This is a genomic window from Rhodobaculum claviforme (genome assembly GCF_016653255.1).
Taxonomy (GTDB): Bacteria; Pseudomonadota; Alphaproteobacteria; order Rhodobacterales; family Rhodobacteraceae; genus Rhodobaculum; species Rhodobaculum claviforme.
Genome location: NZ_NHSD01000327.1, coordinates 1 through 18,745 on the forward strand (window position 1 = coordinate 1; position 18,745 = coordinate 18,745).

The 18,745-nt window shown below is 69.8% G+C and carries 15 protein-coding genes and 1 tRNA gene; 10 read left to right on the top strand and 6 right to left on the bottom strand.

Features of this window, described 5'->3' with window-relative positions; translation table 11 throughout:
• Positions 1-39: 39 nt before the first annotated feature.
• The 6 genes from serS to CCR87_RS16295 all read left to right on the top strand — a co-directional run bounded on the left by serS (position 40) and on the right by CCR87_RS16295 (position 6,314).
• Positions 40-1,332 carry a serine--tRNA ligase gene (gene serS, locus CCR87_RS16270; RefSeq protein WP_201158597.1) on the top strand — a complete coding sequence of 431 codons (1,293 nt, stop codon included), beginning with the start codon at positions 40-42 and terminating at the stop codon, positions 1,330-1,332.
• On the top strand, positions 1,325-2,107 hold the full coding sequence (locus tag CCR87_RS16275; protein ID WP_242512074.1) for a hypothetical protein: 783 nt from the start codon (positions 1,325-1,327) through the stop codon (positions 2,105-2,107). The genes serS and CCR87_RS16275 overlap by 8 nt, the downstream gene beginning before the upstream one ends.
• Before the next feature lie 186 nt (positions 2,108-2,293).
• Complete coding sequence (locus CCR87_RS16280; RefSeq protein ID WP_201158598.1) at positions 2,294-3,376, top strand: polyamine ABC transporter substrate-binding protein; 1,083 nt, start codon at positions 2,294-2,296, stop codon at positions 3,374-3,376.
• Between the two features lie 63 nt (positions 3,377-3,439).
• Positions 3,440-4,573, top strand: a complete 1,134-nt coding sequence (locus CCR87_RS16285; protein ID WP_201158599.1) for an ABC transporter ATP-binding protein — start codon at positions 3,440-3,442, stop codon at positions 4,571-4,573.
• A gap of 86 nt (positions 4,574-4,659) precedes the next feature.
• Positions 4,660-5,505 (top strand): ABC transporter permease subunit, encoded by an 846-nt coding sequence (locus tag CCR87_RS16290; protein WP_242512075.1) that lies wholly within the window; start codon positions 4,660-4,662, stop codon positions 5,503-5,505.
• A complete protein-coding gene (locus CCR87_RS16295) occupies positions 5,502-6,314 on the top strand; it encodes an ABC transporter permease subunit (RefSeq protein ID WP_201158601.1) in 813 nt (270 codons plus the stop codon). The genes CCR87_RS16290 and CCR87_RS16295 overlap by 4 nt, the downstream gene beginning before the upstream one ends.
• A 4-nt stretch (positions 6,315-6,318) precedes the next feature.
• Here CCR87_RS16295 and CCR87_RS16300 read toward each other — a convergent pair whose 3' ends face one another.
• Positions 6,319-7,203 carry a TIGR01459 family HAD-type hydrolase gene (locus CCR87_RS16300; RefSeq protein WP_201158602.1) on the bottom strand — a complete coding sequence of 295 codons (885 nt, stop codon included), beginning with the start codon at positions 7,201-7,203 and terminating at the stop codon, positions 6,319-6,321.
• A 73-nt stretch (positions 7,204-7,276) separates the two neighbouring features.
• The gene (locus tag CCR87_RS16305; RefSeq protein WP_201158603.1) at positions 7,277-8,194 is read right to left on the bottom strand and encodes a manganese-dependent inorganic pyrophosphatase; all 918 of its coding nucleotides are present in this window, start codon (positions 8,192-8,194) and stop codon (positions 7,277-7,279) included.
• Positions 8,195-8,398: 204 nt separating this feature from the next.
• Here CCR87_RS16305 and CCR87_RS16310 point away from each other — a divergent pair, with 204 nt between their 5' ends.
• From CCR87_RS16310 to CCR87_RS16325, 4 genes are all read left to right on the top strand, one after another.
• Positions 8,399-8,686: a co-chaperone GroES gene (locus CCR87_RS16310; RefSeq protein ID WP_201158604.1), complete on the top strand. Its 288-nt coding sequence runs from the start codon at positions 8,399-8,401 to the stop codon at positions 8,684-8,686.
• Between the two features lie 51 nt (positions 8,687-8,737).
• Entirely contained in the window at positions 8,738-10,390 is a 1,653-nt protein-coding gene (gene groL, locus CCR87_RS16315) for a chaperonin GroEL (protein WP_201158605.1), read from the top strand.
• 203 nt (positions 10,391-10,593) lie between these two features.
• On the top strand, positions 10,594-11,388 hold the full coding sequence (locus CCR87_RS16320; protein WP_201158606.1) for a metallophosphoesterase: 795 nt from the start codon (positions 10,594-10,596) through the stop codon (positions 11,386-11,388).
• 57 nt (positions 11,389-11,445) lie between these two features.
• Positions 11,446-11,521, top strand: a tRNA-Val gene (locus tag CCR87_RS16325).
• 29 nt (positions 11,522-11,550) lie between these two features.
• Here the strand turns inward: CCR87_RS16325 and xrtD are convergent.
• From xrtD to CCR87_RS16345, 4 genes are all read right to left on the bottom strand, one after another.
• Positions 11,551-13,152, bottom strand: coding sequence for a VPLPA-CTERM-specific exosortase XrtD (gene xrtD, locus CCR87_RS16330; RefSeq protein ID WP_201158607.1), 1,602 nt, complete (start codon positions 13,150-13,152; stop codon positions 11,551-11,553).
• A gap of 148 nt (positions 13,153-13,300) precedes the next feature.
• Positions 13,301-14,680 (bottom strand): hypothetical protein, encoded by a 1,380-nt coding sequence (locus CCR87_RS16335; RefSeq protein WP_201158608.1) that lies wholly within the window; start codon positions 14,678-14,680, stop codon positions 13,301-13,303.
• Positions 14,681-14,691: 11 nt separating this feature from the next.
• Positions 14,692-15,300 (bottom strand): polysaccharide biosynthesis/export family protein, encoded by a 609-nt coding sequence (locus tag CCR87_RS16340; RefSeq protein WP_201158609.1) that lies wholly within the window; start codon positions 15,298-15,300, stop codon positions 14,692-14,694.
• 209 nt (positions 15,301-15,509) lie between these two features.
• Positions 15,510-17,960: a tetratricopeptide repeat protein gene (locus CCR87_RS16345; RefSeq protein ID WP_201158610.1), complete on the bottom strand. Its 2,451-nt coding sequence runs from the start codon at positions 17,958-17,960 to the stop codon at positions 15,510-15,512.
• Positions 17,961-18,745: the final 785 nt, after the last annotated feature.

The window sequence follows — 18,745 nt, forward strand, 5'->3', positions numbered from 1 at the left end:
GCCCAACCCGAGGCCCACCCGGCACCAGCGAGGCCCCCAATGCACGACATCCGCGCCCTCCGCGACGCCCCCGAGGCGTTTGACGCCGCCCTTGCGCGCCGCGGCCATGCCCCCGTCAGCGCCGATCTGCTGTCCATCGACGCCGCCCGCCGGGCCCGCATCCAGGCCGCCGAGGAGGCGCGCGCCGCGCAGAACGCCGCCTCGCGCGAGGCCGGCGCCGCCAAGGGGCGCGGCGACGAGGACATGTTCCTGCGCCTGCGCGCGCTGGTGACCGAAAAGAAGGCCGAGGTCACGCGCATGGAGGAGGCCGCCCGCGCCGAGGACGACCGCCTGACGCAGGCGCTGCTGTCGCTGCCGAACCTGCCCCACCCCGATGTCCCCGACGGCACGGACGAGGCCGACAACGTGGAGCTGCGCCGCTGGGGCACCCCGCCCGAGCTGGCCTTTCCCGCGCGCGAGCATTTTGAGGTGCCCGCCGCCGCCGCCGGAATGGACTTCGCCGCCGCCGCCAAGCTGTCGGGCGCGCGGTTCGTCGTGCTGAAGGGCGCGATGGCGCGGCTGCACCGGGCGCTGGCGCAATTCATGCTGGACGTGCACATCACCGACAACGGGCTGGAGGAAACCTGGACCCCCGTTCTGGTCCGCGAGGAGGCGATGCTCGGCACCGGCCAGCTGCCGAAGTTCGGCGAGGACAGCTACCAGACCCGCGAGGGCTGGTGGCTCGTGCCCACCGCCGAGGTGACGCTGACCAACCTGGCCGCCGGTGAGATCGTGGAGGAGGCCGCCCTGCCCCGCCGCATGGTCGCCCACACCCAGTGCTTCCGCTCCGAGGCCGGCAGTGCGGGCCGCGACACCCGGGGCATGCTGCGCCAGCACCAGTTCGAGAAGGTGGAGATGGTCTCCCTCACCACCCCCGACGCATCCGCGGCCGAGCACGCCCGCATGACCGACTGCGCCGAGGGCATCCTGCGCCGGCTGGGGCTTGCGCACCGCACGGTGGTGCTGTGCACCGGCGACATGGGTTTTGGCGCGCGCCGCACCCACGACATCGAGGTGTGGCTGCCCGGCCAGGGCACCTGGCGCGAGATCTCCTCGGTCTCCACCTGCGGGGAGTTCCAGGCGCGGCGGATGAACGCACGGTTCCGCCCCGCGGGCGGCGGCAAGCCGGAGTTCGTCCATACCCTCAACGGCTCGGGGCTGGCGGTGGGGCGCGCGCTGATCGCGGTGGTGGAAAACGGCCAGACTGAGGACGGCGCGGTGGTGGTGCCGGACGTGCTCGCACCCTATCTGGGGGGAAAGCGGCGTATCACCCCGGAGGGCGAGCTTGTCTGACGAACGCATCACGGACCCGACTTCGATCCCCTCGGGGGGCGGCACGCGGCGGATGAAGGCGATCCTGGTGGTGGTCGCGGCGGTGACCTTCATCGCCTCGCCGCTGTTCACCTCGGGGTTCGGGGGCTTCGACCCCAACCTGTTCCCGATCCCGCAGGTCCGCCCGCCGGTGCAGCCCGCGGGCTATGCCTTCTCGATCTGGGGTCTGATCTATGTGTGGCTGCTGGCGCATGCGGGCTATGGCCTGCTGATGCGGGCCGAGGACGCGGCATGGGACGCGGGCCGCTGGTGGTTGATCGCAAGCCTGGGCGTGGGGGCAAGCTGGATCGCGGTGGCCAACACCAACGCGCCCTGGGCCACCGTGCTGATCTGGGTGATGCTGGCGGGCGCGCTGGGGGCGCTGTGGCACGCACCGGGGGCCGCGGGGCCGCGCGACCGCTGGCTGGGCCAGGCCCCGCTGGGGATCTATGCCGGGTGGCTGACGGCCGCATCCTGGGTGGCGGTGGGCTTCATGCTGGGGGGCTATGGCGTGCTGGCGCCGATCTGGGCGGCGGCGGTGTGCCTGCTGGCGGCGGCGGCCATGGCGGTGACGGTGCAATTGCGCCTGCCGCAGGTGCCCGAATACGGCATCACGGTGGTCTGGGCGCTGGTTGCGGTGGTGGTGGCGAACGCCACCCGGTCCTGGCCGATCGCGGGGCTGGCCATCGTGGCAGTGGCGGCGATGATGCTGACGCTGGCGCGTGCCGCCGCCCTGCGGAGCGGCACGCGGGCCTGAGCACCGCCCTCGGCGGGAGTCACCAGAGCTGGGGCCAGAGCCGGGTCCAGAGCGCCGCAGATTGCGGCGGATGCACAAGAGTTGACCGCACCGGCACGGGCCGGGGGTTGCGTTGGTGCAAGCGGCGCGACAATGTGGCGCCGAACTGCACCCGTTCTCCGCACCTCGCCAGGTAAGGTATCCGCCATGCGTACCCCGCTTCTTGCTGTCTCGGCCCTCGCGCTTGCCGCCGGGGCGGCGCAGGCCGACAGCATCGCCGTCTTCAGCTGGTCCGACTACATCGCCCCCGACACGCTGGCGCGATTCACCGAAGCCACCGGGATCGACGTCGTCTATGACGTCTACGATTCCAACGAGGCGCTGGAGGCCCGGCTGATGGCCGGCCGGTCGGGCTTCGACGTGGTGGTGCCCACCGCCGACTTCATGCAGCGCCAGATCGCCGCCGGGATCTACCAGCCGCTGGACCGTGACCTGCTGCCCAACCTGTCCCACATGGACGAAGGGCTGATGGCGCAGGCTGCCGCCTTCGATCCCGGCAACGAACACGGCGTGATCTACATGTGGGGCACCACCGGGATCGGCTTCAACACCGCCGCCATCACCGAACGCCTGGGCGAGGATCACGGCATCACCGGCTGGGACATGATCTTCAACCCTGAAGTCGCGTCGCAGCTGGCCGATTGCGGCATCAGCCTGCTCGATTCGCCCTCGGACGTGATGCCGGCGGTGCTGGCGTGGCTGGACCGCGATCCGCGCTCCACCGACCCCGACGACCTGGAGGCCGCGGCCCAGGCGCTGGAGGCCGTGCGCCCGCATCTGCGCTACTTCCATTCCTCGCAGTACATCACCGATCTGGCGAACGGAGAGATCTGCGTCGCGATGGGCTGGTCGGGCGACGTGTTCCAGGCCGCCGACCGCGCCGCCGACGCCGACCGCGGCGTGGAGGTCGACTACATCATCCCCTCCGAAGGGGCGATGATCTGGTTCGACATGATGGTGATCCCCTCGGACGCGCCCAACCCCGAGGGCGCGCACGCGTTCCTGAACTTCATCATGGAGCCCGAGATCACCGCGGGCATCACCAACTACGTCTGGTACGCCAACGCCAACACCGCCGCGATGGAGTTCGTCGACCCCGAGATCGCCGCTCATCCCGGCATCTTTCCCGATGCCGACACGCAATCGCGGCTGTTCACGCGGGTGGTCTATGACGCGCGCACCGACCGGCTGCTGACCCGGCTGTGGACGCGCGTGCGCACCGGGCAGTGACGGACGGCCGATCCAACCCCATGGGCGCGCGATCGCCGCGCGCCCGCTGAAAGGGCGCAGGCGATGAGGCAGACGGCGCCACTGGCGGCGGACACGCGACCCTGGCGCGACGCGGGCGCCACGCCGTTCCTGCGCATACAGGGCGTGGGCAAGGCGTTCGGGATGTTCACGGCGGTGGACGATGTCACCCTCGACATCCACCGCGGAGAGCTGTTCTGCCTGCTTGGCGCGTCGGGCTGCGGAAAGTCCACGCTGCTGCGCATGCTGGCGGGGTTCGAGACGCCGTCGGCCGGGCGGATCCTTCTCGACGGGCAGGACATGTCGGCGGTACCGCCCCACCGCCGCCCCACCAACATGATGTTCCAGTCCTACGCGCTGTTTCCCCACATGACCGTGGAACGCAACGTGATGTACGGCCTGCTGCGCGAGGGGCTGGGCCGGGCGGCGGCCCGCGAGCGCGCGCGCGAAATGCTGCGTCTGGTCAAGCTCGACGGCTTCGGCGCGCGCAAGCCGCACCAGCTGTCGGGCGGGCAACGCCAGCGCGTGGCGCTGGCGCGTGCGCTGGTCAAGCAGCCGAAACTGCTGCTGCTGGACGAACCCCTGGGCGCGCTGGACAAGAAGCTGCGCGAGGAAACCCAGTTCGAGCTGGTGCGCATCCAGGAAACCCTGGGCACCACCTTCATCGTCGTCACCCACGACCAGGAAGAGGCGATGACCATCGCCACCCGGATCGGCATCATGCGCGACGGCCGCATCGTCCAGGTGGGGGAACCGCGCGAGATCTACGAGGCGCCCGACACCCGCTTCGTGGCCGACTTCATCGGCTCGGTGAACCTGTTCGAGGGGCGGGTGGACGTGGCCGCGGGCGACGGCATGCGGGTGGTGACGCAGGACCTCGGGCCGGTGACGCTGCGCCATGTGCCGGGCCTGACGGCGGGGCAGACGGTGTGGGTCGCGCTGCGTCCCGAGCGCCTCGCGCTCGGCCATTCGGAGCCCGACACCCCCAACCGGTTCCGTGCGCTGGTGGAGGATGTGGGCTACATGGGCCAGCTGTCGGTGTACCGGCTGCGCCTGCCGGGCGGGCGGCTGGTGCAGGCCACCCTGTCGAGCCGCGCCATGGACGACGCCCCCATCAGCTGGGACGACGAGGTCTGGGTCAGCTTCGCCCCCGCCGCCGGCCGGGTCCTGACACAATGAGCGCGCGCAGCCGCCCCTGGCGCTGGACCGCGCGGGGTCTGGGCGCGCTGGGACTGTCGGGCCGCACGCTGGTGGTGGCGGTGCCGATGCTGTGGCTGCTGCTGTTCTTCCTCGTGCCGTTCTTCGTCCTGGGCCGCATCTCGCTGGCCGAGCCGATCCTGGCGCGCCCCCCCTATACCCCCCTGTTCGAGCGCGGGCCGGATGGCGCGTTGGTGATCCTCGCCAATCTGGAGAATTACCGCCTGCTGTGGGCCGATACGCTCTATCGCAACGCCTATCTGTCCTCGATCCGGATCGCCGCCGTCTCCACCGTGTTCGCGCTTCTGATCGGCTATCCCATCGCCTATTACATCGCCCGCGCGCCCGAGCCGCGGCGCACGATCCTGCTGTTGCTGGTGATCCTGCCGTTCTGGACGTCGTTCCTGCTGCGGGTCTATGCGTGGATGGGGTTTCTGCAACGCGAGGGGCTGATCAACAGCGCCCTGCTGGGGCTGGGCCTGATCGACGCGCCGCTGGTGATGATGCAGACGACCTTCGCAGTGCAGCTCGGCATCGTTTATACCTACCTGCCGTTCATGATCCTGCCGCTTTACGCCAACCTGACCAAGATCGACGACGCGTTCTTCGAGGCGTCGGCGGATCTGGGCGCCGCGCCCGTCGTCACCTTCCTGACGGTGACGTTGCCGCTGTCGCTGCCGGGCATCATCGCGGGCTGCATGCTGGTGTTCATCCCGGCCATCGGGGAATACGTCATTCCCGCGCTGCTGGGCGGGCCGGACACGCTGATGATCGGGCGGGTGCTGTGGGACGAGTTCTTCTCGGCGCGCGACTGGACCATGGCCTCGGCGGTGGCGATCGTGATGCTGGTGCTGGTCGTCGCCCCGGTGATGTGGCTGCAAAGCTGGCTGGACCGCCGGGGGCTGAACGGATGAAACGGGGCTGGATCCTGCCGGTCCTTGCGGGGCTGGGGTTCGTGTTCCTCTATGCGCCCATCGTGGCGCTGGTGGTGTTTTCGTTCAACGAAAGCCGGCTGGTGACGGTCTGGGCGGGGTTTTCCACGCGCTGGTATGTGGCGCTGGTGAACGACCGGCAGATCCTGCAGGCGGCGTGGGTCAGCCTGCAGGTGGCGGTGGCCTCGGCGACGCTGGCGACCGTGCTGGGGGTGCTGGCGGCGTTCGTGCTGGCGCGGCTGGGGCGGTTCCGCGGGCGGCTGTTGCTGACCGGCATGACGGCGGCCCCGCTGGTGATGCCCGAGGTCATCACCGGGCTGTCGCTGCTCTTGCTGTTCGTGGCGATGGAGGGGGTGCTGGGCTGGCCCGGCGGGCGCGGCATGACCACGCTCATCATCGCCCACACCACCTTCTGCCTCGCCTTCGTCGCGGTCATCGCCCAGTCGCGCCTGCGCGACATGGACGACAGCCTAGAGGAGGCCGCGCGCGATCTGGGCGCGGGCCCGGTGCGGGTGTTCTTCGACATCACCCTGCCGGTGATCGCACCGGCGCTGGTGGCGGGGTGGCTGCTGGCCTTCACCCTGTCGCTCGACGATCTGGTGATCGCGAGCTTCGTGTCCGGGCCGGGCGCGTCCACCCTGCCGATGGTGGTGTTCTCCAAGGTGCGGCTGGGGGTGTCACCCGACGTCAACGCGCTGGCGACGATCATCATCGCCGTTGTGGCGGTGTCCATCGCCATCGCGGGCGTGATCCTCTATCGCCAGGCCCGGCGGCGGGACCAGGGCGGCTGAGCCGTCAGCGCAGCCCCCCCATGGCATAGGTCGGCGACATCTGATGGGCGCCAAGGAACGCCGCCAGCCGGTCGGGGTCGGGCTGGTCGGTCATGCCATGCGTGCCGGTCTCCTCGGCGGCCAGCCCGCCGGTGACGAGGATGACGTCGATGTCCTCGGCCACGGCGCCCTGCACGTCGGTGCGGATGCCGTCCCCCACCGCAAGGATGCGCGCGTTCGGCACCGTGCCCCCCTCGGCCGACAACCGGCGACGCGCAAGGTCATAGATCGGCGGGTGCGGCTTGCCGAAATAGAGGCTCTCGCCGCCCATCTCGGTATAGAGCTGCGCCAGCGCACCCGCGCACCACAGCCGCCGGTCGCCGTGGTCGACCACGATGTCGGGGTTGGCGCACAGCAGCTTCAGGCCGCGTTCACGCGCCGACAGGAACCGGCCGCGATAATCGTCGGGGTGGTCGTCGTCCGAGAACTGGCCGGTGCAGACGATGCCCTCGGCGTCCTCGAAGGGCACCCGCTCGATCGGGGGGGCGTCGGACAGATGCTCGGGGATGGCGGTGAAGAAACGGTGGTCCTTTTCCGGGCCCAGGTGCCAGACCCGCCGGCCCACCGCGCCCGCCATCATCCCCGCCTGCGCGGCATCGCCCGACGAGACGATGAAGTCATACACATCCGCCGGAACGCCGATCGCCTCCAGTTGCCGCGCCACCCCCGTCTCCGGACGGGGCGAGTTGGTCAGCAGCACCACCCGCCCGCCCCCCGCGCGGAACGCCGCCAGCGCCGCGACCGCCGGGGCATAGGGGGTGTGGCCGTTGTGCAGGCATCCCCACAGGTCACACAGCAGCACGTCATAGCCCGACGCGATGTCGGCAAGTCGGTCGATGATTCGGGTCACGGGCAACGCTCCGGGCGGAGGAAAGGGGCGGAGGGCGGCACGCGCCACCCCCCGGCAGGGCGGGTGGGCCGGATCAGAGCGCCAGCACGGGGATGATCTGCTTCTTGCGGCTCATCACACCCGGCAGCACGAGGGTGTCGCCCTCGGCCCTGGCGCCGAAGCTCTTTTCCGCCAGCGTGCGGACCAGATCGTTGGGCACCAGCAGCGTCGCCTCCTCGCGCAGGATGTCGACGACGAACAGCAACACCTGGTCGGCGCCGTCCTCGGTGGCGACCTTGGGCATCGTCTCCATCAGGCTGGCCTTGCGGTCCAGCACGACCCCGGGCGCGGTCGTCTCCAGCACCGACACCCGCAGGGTCTTGCCGCCGACCTCGAAGGTCTTGCTGTCCATCCGCAGAAGCTCCGCATCCGAGAACGCCGACACGTCGGACTTCGCCGCGAACATCTCGGCGGCATAGTCGGGGATGGAGATGCCCAGCTCCTGCGCCAGCCTCTCGGCGACCGCGCGGTCATGCGGCGTGGTGGTGGGCGAGCGGAACTCCAGCGTGTCCGACAGGATGCACGACAGCATGGCGGCCCGGATCGCGTCGGGCATGTCCTCGGCGGCGTCGCCCATCAGGTCGTGCAGGATGGTGGCGGTGCACGCCAGCGGGCGGATGGTGATGTCGATGGGGGCCTTGGTCTCCAACCCGCCGACCAGCTTGTGGTGGTCGATGATCTGGATGATGTCGGCGTCGTTGATGCCGGCGGGCAGCTCGGACGGGTTGTTGGTGTCCACGATCACCACCGGCTCGCCCGCGGCCACGGCGTCGATCACCGGCGGCATGGCCAGGTCCCAGCGCTTCAGCACGAAGGCGGCCTCGGTGTTGGGCGTGCCCAGCAGGACGGCCTCGGCGGGGGTGCCCTTCACATGGGTCAGGTACCAGGCCCAGATGATGGGCGATCCGGTGGAATCGGTATCGGGGGCCTTGTGGCCGAAAACCTTGATCATGGCATTTCCTTGGCGCGAGGTGGCGTGTGCGGGCGCGTTATAGGGCCCACGCCGGGGGCTGTCACCCGGGCGTGCGCGCCGCTGCCGTGATGCATGCGATCCCCGTTGACAGCGGCGCCCGCGCTGACTATCTGCCGCTCGTTAGCACTCGGCCTGCATGAGTGCCAACACAGATATAACCTGGAACCGAAGGAGTGTTCTCAGATGGCATTCAAACCGCTGCATGATCGGGTATTGGTCCGTCGCGTCGAAGGCGACGAAAAGACCAAGGGCGGTCTGATCATCCCCGACACCGCCAAGGAAAAGCCCGCACAGGGTGAGATCATCTCGGTGGGCGACGGCGCCCGCAAGGATTCCGGCGAACTGATCGCCCCGTCCGTCAAGGCCGGCGACCGTGTGCTGTTCGGCAAGTGGTCGGGCACCGAGGTCACCCTCGACGGCGAAGAGCTGCTGATCATGAAGGAAAGCGACATCCTCGGCATCATCGACTGATCCGGGCCGCGTTTTTCCGATCCCCCATTCTGACACCAAGGAGTATCCCCAATGGGTGCCAAGGACGTCAAGTTCAATACCGAAGCCCGCAACAAGATGCTGCGCGGCGTCAACATCCTCGCCGATGCGGTCAAGGTCACGCTGGGTCCCAAGGGCCGCAACGTCGTGATCGAGAAATCCTTCGGCTCGCCGCGGATCACCAAGGACGGCGTCACCGTCGCCAAGGAGATCGAGCTCGAGGACAAGTTCGAGAACATGGGCGCGCAGATGGTCAAGGAAGTGGCCAACCGCACCAATGACGAAGCCGGCGACGGCACCACCTCGGCCACCGTTCTGGCCCAGGCGATCGTGCGCGAAGGCGTCAAGGCCGTGGCAGCGGGCATGAACCCGATGGACCTCAAGCGCGGCATCGACATGGCCGTGACCAAGGTCGTGGCCGAGATTCGCGCCGCCTCGCGCCCCGTGAACGACAGCGCCGAAGTGGCGCAGGTCGGCACGATCTCGGCCAACGGCGAAGCCTCCATCGGCAAGCAGATCGCCGATGCCATGCAGCGCGTCGGCAACGAGGGTGTCATCACCGTCGAAGAGAACAAGGGCATGGAGACCGAGGTCGAGGTCGTGGAGGGCATGCAGTTCGACCGCGGCTACCTCTCGCCCTACTTCATCACCAACCCCGACAAGATGGTGGCCGAGCTCGAGGACTGCTACATCCTGCTGCACGAGAAGAAGCTCTCGTCGCTGCAGCCGATGGTGCCGCTGCTGGAGCAGGTGATCCAGTCGCAGAAGCCGCTCCTCATCATCGCCGAGGACGTCGAAGGCGAGGCGCTGGCGACCCTGGTCGTCAACAAGCTGCGCGGCGGCCTGAAGGTCGCGGCCGTCAAGGCGCCGGGCTTCGGTGATCGCCGCAAGGCCATGCTGCAGGACATCGCGATCCTGACCGGTGGCCAGGTGATCTCGGACGATCTGGGCATGAAGCTGGAGAATGTCGGCATCGACATGCTCGGCCGCGCCAAGAAGGTGTCGATCAAGAAGGACGACACCACCATCGTCGACGGCAACGGCGAGAAGGCCGAGATCGAAGCCCGCGTGGCCCAGATCCGCGCCCAGGTCGAGGAAACCACCTCCGACTACGACCGTGAGAAGCTGCAGGAGCGTCTGGCCAAGCTGGCGGGCGGTGTTGCGGTCATCCGCGTCGGCGGCATGTCCGAAATCGAGGTCAAGGAGCGCAAGGACCGCGTCGATGACGCGCTCAACGCGACCCGCGCCGCGGTGCAGGAAGGTATCGTCGTCGGTGGCGGCGTGGCGCTGATCCAGGCCGCCAAGACCCTCGAGGGCATGACCGGCGAGAACGGCGACCAGACCGCCGGCATCGCCATCGTGCGCCGCGCGCTGGAGGCCCCGCTGCGCCAGATCGCCACGAACGCCGGTGTCGACGGCGCCGTGGTCGCCGGCAAGGTGCGCGAATCGAACGACAAGTCGTTCGGCTTCAACGCCCAGACCGAAGAGTACGGCGACATGTTCAAGTTCGGCGTGATCGACCCCGCCAAGGTCGTGCGCACCGCGCTCGAGGATGCGGCCTCCGTGGCCGGCCTGCTGATCACCACCGAAGCGATGGTGGCCGATCGTCCGAAGAAGGACGACGGCGCCGGTGCCGGTGGCATGGGCGGCATGGACGGCATGGGTGGCATGGGCGGCATGATGTAATCTGCCGGTCCCGTCCGGACCCGGACGACCGAAGGGGAGGCGCACGCGCCTCCCCTTTTTTCATGTGCCATTGATGGGCCCCGCGGATCGGTGGGCGGGGCGCCGCCGGGGCCCGTACCTGCCCGGTTGGCGACTTGCAGCGGCGCGCGCGGACGCATACCTCCGGAGGCAGCTGTGGTTTCCGTTGCGAAAGGCCCCGCCCCATGCTCGAACGCTTGCGCAGGTTGTTTCGCGGCGGCGGCCCCGCCGCCCCGGCCCCTGACCGGCCGCTCTATGTGATCGGCGACATCCACGGCCGGGCCGACCTGTTGCAGGAGCTGTTCGACCTGATCGACGCCGACCAGCAGGCCACCGGCGTGGACCAGCCGCTGGCGGTGTTCCTGGGCGATTACATCGACCGCGGCACCGACAGCCGCCGCGTGCTGCAAAGCCTCCACGGCATGGCCCGCAGCCTGGAGGCGGACCCCCAGGCCGAGGGCGAGATGATCTGCCTGATGGGCAACCATGAGCGCATGATGCTCGACTTCCTCGACGCCCCGCTGGAGGCTGGCGCCCGCTGGCTGCGCAACGGCGGGGTGCTGACGCTGGACAGCTTCGGCATCCGGGGCGTGCCCGAAACCGCCCCGCCCGACGTTCTGGAGGCCGCCCGCGACGCGCTGGCGGAGGCGCTGGAGGACGGGCGTGAAGGCGGCCTGGCGGCCTGGCTGCGCGACATGCCGATGATCGCGCAGAGCGGCAACGTGGCCATGGTCCATGCCGCCTGCGATCCCGGCCGCCCGATCGATGCGCAACTGCCGGCGACGCTGCTGTGGGGACACCCGGAGTTCATGGTCCGCCCGCGCACCGACGGCGCATGGGTGGTCCACGGCCACACCGTCGTCAGCACCCCCACCGCCCGCGAAGGCCGCATCGCGCTGGACACCGGGGCGTTCTTTTCCGACCGTCTGACGGCGGGCATCCTGGTTCCCGGCGCAGAGGTCCGGTTCCTGTCGACCTGACCGGACGCCACTGCCCCCTTGCCAGTCGGACCCGCTCCGGCGTATGCCCCGCGGCACGGGTGATTAGCTCAGTTGGTAGAGCGCCTCGTTTACACCGAGGATGTCGGCGGTTCGAGTCCGTCATCACCCACCATGCCCGGCCGCCCCCGCCGCCCCCGCCGCTCAGACCGGCGGAAAGAACCGCGGCAACGGGTCGAGGACGTAGGGCAGCACCGATTGCAGCCGCGCCTCGGCCTCGGCAAGGCTCTCGTTTTCGCGGATGGGGGTGATCAGGCGGACCATGCCACTGTCGTTGCGCCCGTTGGTCAGCTTGCCCACCATCAGCTGCAACTTGGCCTCGAAGCCGGAGGCGGTCCGCTGCCCCTGCTGCTCGAACCAGTAATAGGCGAGCTGGCGGCTGGTGCCCTGCTGGATCACCGCACGGTTCAGGGTGAAGCGCTGGCCGCCGCCGAACTGCTCGGTCTTGTCGAGCTGTTCGAGCTCGGCGATCTCCCAGCCGCCGCCGGGCAGACAGACCTCGGGCGAGTGGACGCCCCCGCGCGACTGGTCACGGTACCACACCATGAAGAAATCGACCGGCGCGGCGGCGGTGGGGCTGGTCAGCACCGTCGCGTGATAGTCGTCGGCGCCCAGGATCCGCTCCACATCGGCATCCAGCCGCTGGCCGGGCGCCGCGCGCCAGTCACCCAGCTGCGACGGCATCGCGCCGAACGGGTCCCGCGGCACGACCACATCGTCCTGCGCGGGCACCGCCTGCCAGGCGGCCGCAATCCCCACCGACAGCACCGCCATCGCGATCAGCGCCCGCGACGGCTCGATCAGGCGGATGCGCAGCATCTGCGTGCCGATGCCGCTGGTGTCGAGGTCCAGCGCCTCCACCAGGCCCACGCGCGGGCGGCGCAGCCGCACCATCACCCAGGCCATCAGGAAAAGCAGACCGACCGAGGTCAGGAAGATCACCCAGCCCTCGAAGAAATGGGTGAAGCCCTCGACCCAGCCGACGCCCCAGTGCTGCACGATCACCCCGGCAATGGCGATCCGCACCGAGTTCAGGACCACCGTGATCGGCGCCGCGGCCAGCAGCAGCGCCGCCTTGTGCCACACCGGACCCTGGTACAGCGTGGCGAAGATGTAGGAGAAGCTCATGATCGGGAACAGGTAGCGCAGGCCCGAGCATGCCTCGGCCACATGCAGGCGGTATTCTCCGAGGTCGATGATGTTGCCTTCGAGGTACACCGGCACGCGCAACATGTGCAGGATCGCCACGCCCAGCTCGGACGAGACACCCTGGAGCCAGATCGACACCCCGTAATAGACCGCCCCCGGCAGCGGCAGCATGAACACCAGATGCAGCACCGCCGGCCAGAACGGCCAGCCATCGCGCCAGCCGAACGCGATCAGCAGCAGCGCACCAACCCACAGGATCAGGCCGTAGGCGACGATGTCTCCGATCTCGATCATGCTGCCGGCAACGGCGAACAGCAGCGCCAGCACCATCAGCAGCACACCCGGCCAGCGGTCGTCGACCGGGCCGGTGCGCACGGGCACATCCTTGAGGTGGCGCAGGAACAGGAAAGCCGAGAGGATCGGGATCAGCGGGCCGTGCGAATACTCGGGCACCTGCCAGGCCCGCAGCAATTCCCGCAGGCCATCCTGAAAGATCACGCCGGCGGAGAGCACCGCCAGAACCAGCCAGAACATGCCCCAGGTGAGGAAGCCCGACGCCAGCGTCCGTGCGTTCGTCATCATGTTGGTCGCCGACATGACCTGTGTTCTCCGCACTCAGATCCCGAAATCCATGGGATGGGACAATACGCGAGGCGGCGGGGTCTGCACAGCCCCATGCCCCCGTGAAACGACCCCGCGGCGGGCCGCGCGGCCTACACGATCGCGTGGCCGTGGCGTGACCCGCCTACAGCGGCCAGGCCCAGTCCCGGCCAAGGCCGACAAAGATCTCGGGCGACCGGGCGCTGCCCAGTGCCCCCTCGCGCCGCACGCGATAGGACACGCCGGAATTCAACGCCCAATCCGGGGTCAGCTGGTGGCGATAGCTGGCCGAGATCGTCGTCCGCTCGATGGGGTTGCGGGTGGCGGTGCCCGTCGTCTCGGCGTGGTCGGCACGCAGGGCGATGCCCGAGACGGAGTTGATGTCGTGCGTCAGCCCGATGCTGAGGGCGGTGCGGGTGCGCGGATCGTCGTTGCCGACGGGGATGCGCGACAGGTTGACCGTGAAGTTCCCGGTGCGCAGCGGCTGGGCATAGGCCAGCGTCCCGATCGCCCCGACTTCGCCGCCCGGATCGCGTGCCGCCCCGAGGCTGCCCGAGAGCGTGCCCATCGGCAGGTCCAGCGACCGGCGCACCACCGCCGAGACGCGCTGCCCGGCCTCCAGCACCTCGGTATCGAGGCTCAGCCCCACCGGCCCGAGCGGGGTGTCGGTGGTCACGTCGAAGCCGCCGATCAGCCCCTGTTCGCGGCGCTGGATGCTGCCGGTCCGGTCGACGCGGCTGTATCCCAGCGTCGCCGCCACCTGCGTGCGCGGCGACAGGGCATAGATCACCCCCGCCGTGACCGCGTCGGTGACCCGCAGCTCGGTCGGGTCGGAGCCTTCGCGGCGCTCCTCGCGCCGGGCGCCGAGGGTGGTCGTCAGCACCGGCGACAACCGGAACCGGGTGTCGATGGCGCCGCGCACGGTGCGGATGTCCTCCTGCGGGGCGCCGTCGGAATAATCGATCGCCGTCGCCCCGAGGCTGAAGGTGACGCCGAAGGGCGCCGCCTCCCGGCCCAGCACGAGGCGCGTATCGACGTCATAGGCCGTACGCCGGCCAAAGCGCGTGAGATCATCGAAGTCCTCCGGCAGTTCCAGCAGGCCCTCGTCGTCGATGAAGTCCTCGATCCCGAGGAACTCCTGCCGCGCCCGCCGGGCCGAGGCGGTGACCGAGAACTCCGAATCGACCCCCTCGCGCAGATAGGACAGCGAGAGCCGCGAGTTGTCGAGGACGCTCAGCCGGTTTTCCTCGGGCGCGCGCCCCAACCGATAGGCAGTGCCCCCGGTCAGGCTCAGGCGCTGGACGAGCGTTTCGCTGACCAGTCCGAAGGACAGGCTCGTGACAGACTGCGTCGTCGTCCCCTCGGACGGGATGGTCAGGCCGCGGTTGCGCGAGGTCTCGAAACGCTGGTCGAGGCCGAAGGTCAGCACCGGGCTCGACAGCTCGTTGGCGGCCACGGGGGCCGCCACCGTGGCCGCGCACAGCAGCACCCCCCCGGCAAGACGGGACGTCAGGTGGCGGTCCATGGTCCCCCGCCTCACTCGAACAGACGGCGTTCGGGTACGATGATCACGTCACCGTCGATCAGGCGGATGGTGCCGCCGCCGATCGCGCCCCGCTCCACCTCGCGGTAGTTGATGGTGAACACCCGCTCCACGCCGGCGCTGTCGACACGGCGCAGCTGCACCCGGCGGGTGGCGGCGAAGCGGTTGAAGCCGCCCATCGCGGCGAAGGCCTGCAACAGGGTAGACCCTTCCTGCACCTCGACGATGCCAGGCTGGTTGGCCTGGCCGATGACATGCACGAAGATCGTGTCGCGCGGGTCGGCATCCGCCACCCCCGTCAGCGCCACGAACACCGTCGGCTCCACCGCAAAGCCCGGCGCGATACGCTGGGCAACGATCTGCTCGATCTGCTCGATGCTGCGCCCGGCGGCGTTCACCACCCCCGCAAGCGGCATGGAAAACCGCCCGTCCGGCGAGATCAGCACGTCACGGTTGAGCGTGCCATCCTCCAGCACCTCGATCCGCAGCGTGTCGCCCGGCTGCAGGCGATAGGCCGACTGCGCCTCGGCCCCCGGGACGGCCCCGGGGATGGACAGCGACATCACCGCCGCGACAAGGGCAACGATTACAATGCGAATCATGCGAAAACCTTTCCTGCTGTGCCATGGAACGGCAACGCCGCCGCCACGGTATGCCGACGCTTGGGCGCGCCGGTCGATCCTGCCTGAACCTCGGGCGAGACCCTAGAACGTCAGGGCAAAGCTGCGAAAGCCCCAAAAGTTGCAGCGCGCCATTGCGTGCGCAACCGTGCCGGGGGCGCCACAGGTGCCCCCGGCGGACCCGCGCGCGCTCAGTCCAGCGGCGCGGCCTCGGAGGGGGCCAGGTCGGGCACCGCGTCCGGCGCATCTGCCGGGGCGTCCGCCAGCGACGCGAGGATCTCGCGCGCGCGGTCGAACTGCGGCAGGACGGCGCCGCCGGCCAGGTCGATCGCGCGTTGCAGCTGGACCCGGGCCTCCTCGGTGCGGCCCACGGCATGGTACGCCATGCCAAGGTGGTACTGCACGAACGGATCGTTCGGCAGCCCCGCCGCCGCAGGCTCCAGATAGGTCACGGCATCGGCATGGTTGCCCCGCCGGTACTGGATCCAGCCATAGGTGTCGCGGAACGCCGGCACCTCGGTCCCCGACAGCCGCCGCGCGATCAGGAACGCCCGCTCCAGGCTTTCGGCATCGTCGCGATGCGTGGCCATCAGGCTGGCCAGGTTGTTGGCAAAGACGAGGTTGTCGCGGTTGCTGGCATACAGCTCCTCGTAGATCGCGATGGCGCCCTCGAAGTCGAACTCCTGTTCCAGGCGGGCGGCGCGCAGCATCCGCGGCACGACGGCCTCCGGCACCTCGGCCAGCACCGCGTCGATCAGGGCCTGCGCGTCATCGATCCGCCCCTGGGCGATCATCAGACCGTGCAGCACCCGCAGCGGCGCCTCGGCTGACGGGAACTCCGCCAGAAGCTCGCGATAGACCGCCTCGGCCGCGTCGATCTCGCCGTCGAGGACCATCATCCCGGCGCCAAGGAACCGCAGGGTGGGGTCGTCGGGGCGTTCGGCCAGGCGCTCTTCCAGCAGCGCGCGGGCGCCGTCGATCTCGCCGGCGCGCACCTGGGTCTGCAAGAGCGCCGCCAGGGCTGCGGATTCCTCCGATCCGTCGGCCACGAGGGTCTCGAGGAAGGCGATGGTGTCCTGCGTGCGGCCCTGCTGCATCAGCGAATCGGCCTCCAGCGCATCGGCGGCCCGCAGCGCGGCCGGAGTGTCGAGCGCGCGCAGCTGCCAGATGGAGCGCTGCGCCCGGTCCCATTCGCCCCGCGCGACCTGCACCTGCCCGAGCGCCGCGATCAGGTCCGCGTTGGCGGGCGCCTCGCGCAGGGCGCTGGTCAGCACCGATTCGGCGGCGTCCAGGCGATTGTCCACCAGCAGGAACCCGGCATAGTTCAGCGATTCGCGCGCGGCGTTGCCCGACAGCTCCACCGCCTGGGCATACCGTTCCCCGGCGAGGCCGCGGTCACCCTCGCGCTCATGCGCGCGGCCCAGCAGCAGCATCACGGCCGTGTCGCGCGGCGCGCGGCCCTGCGCGGTGCGCAGCGCCGCGATGGCATCGGTGGTCCGTTCGTCGTCGATCAGCCACGCGGCGTGCAGCTTCAGCGCCTCCACGTGGCGGCTGTCCTCGTCAAGGATCTCGGCCACCATGGCGCGGGCGCGGTCCGTCTCGCCGGTCGCCAGCGCCATGCGCGCCAGTTCGGCGCGCACATCGTTGCGCTCGTCCGACGGGGCGGCGGCCGCCAGCGCGGTCTCCAGCTCGGCGATCGCGCCGTCGTGGTCGCCGGTGCCCAGCCGCAGGACCGCCCGGGCGGCATGCAGCCGCAGGGCGTCGTCCTCGGCCGCAGCGATACGCGCATCGACCTCGGCCAGCGCCGCCTCGGAGCCCAGGGTGGTGTTGATGAAATCCAGAAGCTGCAGGACATGTTCCTGCGGGGCGCCGTCCAGATCGGCCCGAACGCGCAGCAGCTCCTCGGCGGCGGGCTGCTCGTCGCGCTGCATCAGATACCCCACAAGGCCGCGCAGCACGTCCTCGTCATCGGGGAACTGCGCATACATGTCATGCAGGGCCTCGCGCAGCGCGTCGGGGCGGGCAAGCTCGTTCAGGACACGGATGCGCAGCTCGTGGAATTCGCGGATGTCGGGACGCTGCACCAGCGCCTCCTCCAGCCGGGCAAGGCCGGCCTGCATCTGCGTGCCCTGCGCCAGCGCATGGTCGATCACCAGCCGCCAGGCCATCCCGTCGCGCGGAAAATCGTCGATCATCGCATTGATGCGCCCGGCGGCGTCGTCGGCGGCGGCCCGGTCCTCGGCCACCATGGCGTCGCGATAGTCGAGCATCGCGACGACGAAGCGGACCTCGTCGGTGTCGGGCGCGAGTTCCTCGGCGGCACGGCCATGACGCTCGGCGACGGCCCATTCGCCCTCCTGGAGCGCGAGTCGGGCCAGCGCGACGCGCGCCTCCAGCTGTTCGGGGGCGCGCTCCACGACCTGCATGAACTCGCCGAAGGCGGCGGCGGAGCGTCCGCGCGCGTTTTCTGCGCGGGCAATCGCGAGGCGGGCCTCCACATGTTCGGGCAGCAGCCGGACCGCGTTGCGCAGCTCCAGCAGGCCCTGGGTGACCTCACCCTGTTCGATCAGGGCGACCCCGTTGGAGAAATGCCGCTCCGCCCGGTCCTCGCCGCTTTCGCAGCCGGACAGGGCCAGCGCCATGGCAACGGCCAGGCCGGCGAGCACCGGCGCCCGGAAACGCACGGATGGAACTGAGAAGACGGTGGGCATCACAAACGTCCTTCGGGAAGTGGTCGAAACAACGGCACAGCAGCCGCCCCGGTTCTTATCCCAAAGTACCGCGACAGGCACGCGTCCAGTCACGATTCACATGCATTTGTTTGTTAAAGGCCATCGGCAAAGCGACAAATCCGCCATACCCACAACCACAGGACGACGCCTGCCGCTTGCGCACTGCTCACGGAAGCACATTTGTAACTCGAAGGAAGCATTGTCGCGCGGGTCCATGGCCGTTACGACGGGGCCGCAGCGGTTGCCGCGCGGACGCGTCGGCCGCCGGGGCACACGGATAGCGCGAAAGCGGGGACGCGCGCGCAGGGAAAAGGGGGCACGACGCCAGATGAGTTCGGGTCGCAGGATGTGGTGGAGGCTCCGCTCGGCGTCGGGCGCGACGGCCGCGACGCCCACGCCCGAGGCGGACCCGGCGCCCGTGACGACGCGTCCGGTCCAGAGCCCACCTGCCGATCGCAGCCGCGACCCTGCCAGGACACCGCCGCAGCCCCCCGCCGGAAACACCCGCGCACCGCGATCGGCGGGTGTGCGGCCGGTGGCGCCGCCCGCCGCACCGATGTTCGACGAGGCGGCGCCGACGGCGGTCAACAGCCCGCTGTTTCTGGTGTCCGACGACGTGCCGTGGTCGGCCTCCGCCCCGCAACCTCCGGTCCCGCAGTCTTCGCCCCCCCGGCCTGCGGCCCCGCAGCCCACAG

Coding starts and splice junctions, on each gene's coding strand:
- CCR87_RS16305 (WP_201158603.1), bottom strand. CDS start 8,194: ATGATCAAGGTTTTCGGCCACAAGGCCCCCGATACCGATTCCACCGGA.
- CCR87_RS16280 (WP_201158598.1), top strand. CDS start 2,294: ATGCGTACCCCGCTTCTTGCTGTCTCGGCCCTCGCGCTTGCCGCCGGG.
- serS (WP_201158597.1), top strand. CDS start 40: ATGCACGACATCCGCGCCCTCCGCGACGCCCCCGAGGCGTTTGACGCC.
- CCR87_RS16340 (WP_201158609.1), bottom strand. CDS start 15,300: ATGATTCGCATTGTAATCGTTGCCCTTGTCGCGGCGGTGATGTCGCTG.
- CCR87_RS16290 (WP_242512075.1), top strand. CDS start 4,660: ATGCTGTGGCTGCTGCTGTTCTTCCTCGTGCCGTTCTTCGTCCTGGGC.
- CCR87_RS16335 (WP_201158608.1), bottom strand. CDS start 14,680: ATGGACCGCCACCTGACGTCCCGTCTTGCCGGGGGGGTGCTGCTGTGC.
- CCR87_RS16345 (WP_201158610.1), bottom strand. CDS start 17,960: ATGGCGCTGGCCCTGTCCGGCTGCGAAAGCGGCGAGGACCGGGCGGAG.
- CCR87_RS16295 (WP_201158601.1), top strand. CDS start 5,502: ATGAAACGGGGCTGGATCCTGCCGGTCCTTGCGGGGCTGGGGTTCGTG.
- xrtD (WP_201158607.1), bottom strand. CDS start 13,152: ATGTCGGCGACCAACATGATGACGAACGCACGGACGCTGGCGTCGGGC.
- groL (WP_201158605.1), top strand. CDS start 8,738: ATGGGTGCCAAGGACGTCAAGTTCAATACCGAAGCCCGCAACAAGATG.
- CCR87_RS16310 (WP_201158604.1), top strand. CDS start 8,399: ATGGCATTCAAACCGCTGCATGATCGGGTATTGGTCCGTCGCGTCGAA.
- CCR87_RS16320 (WP_201158606.1), top strand. CDS start 10,594: ATGCTCGAACGCTTGCGCAGGTTGTTTCGCGGCGGCGGCCCCGCCGCC.
- CCR87_RS16285 (WP_201158599.1), top strand. CDS start 3,440: ATGAGGCAGACGGCGCCACTGGCGGCGGACACGCGACCCTGGCGCGAC.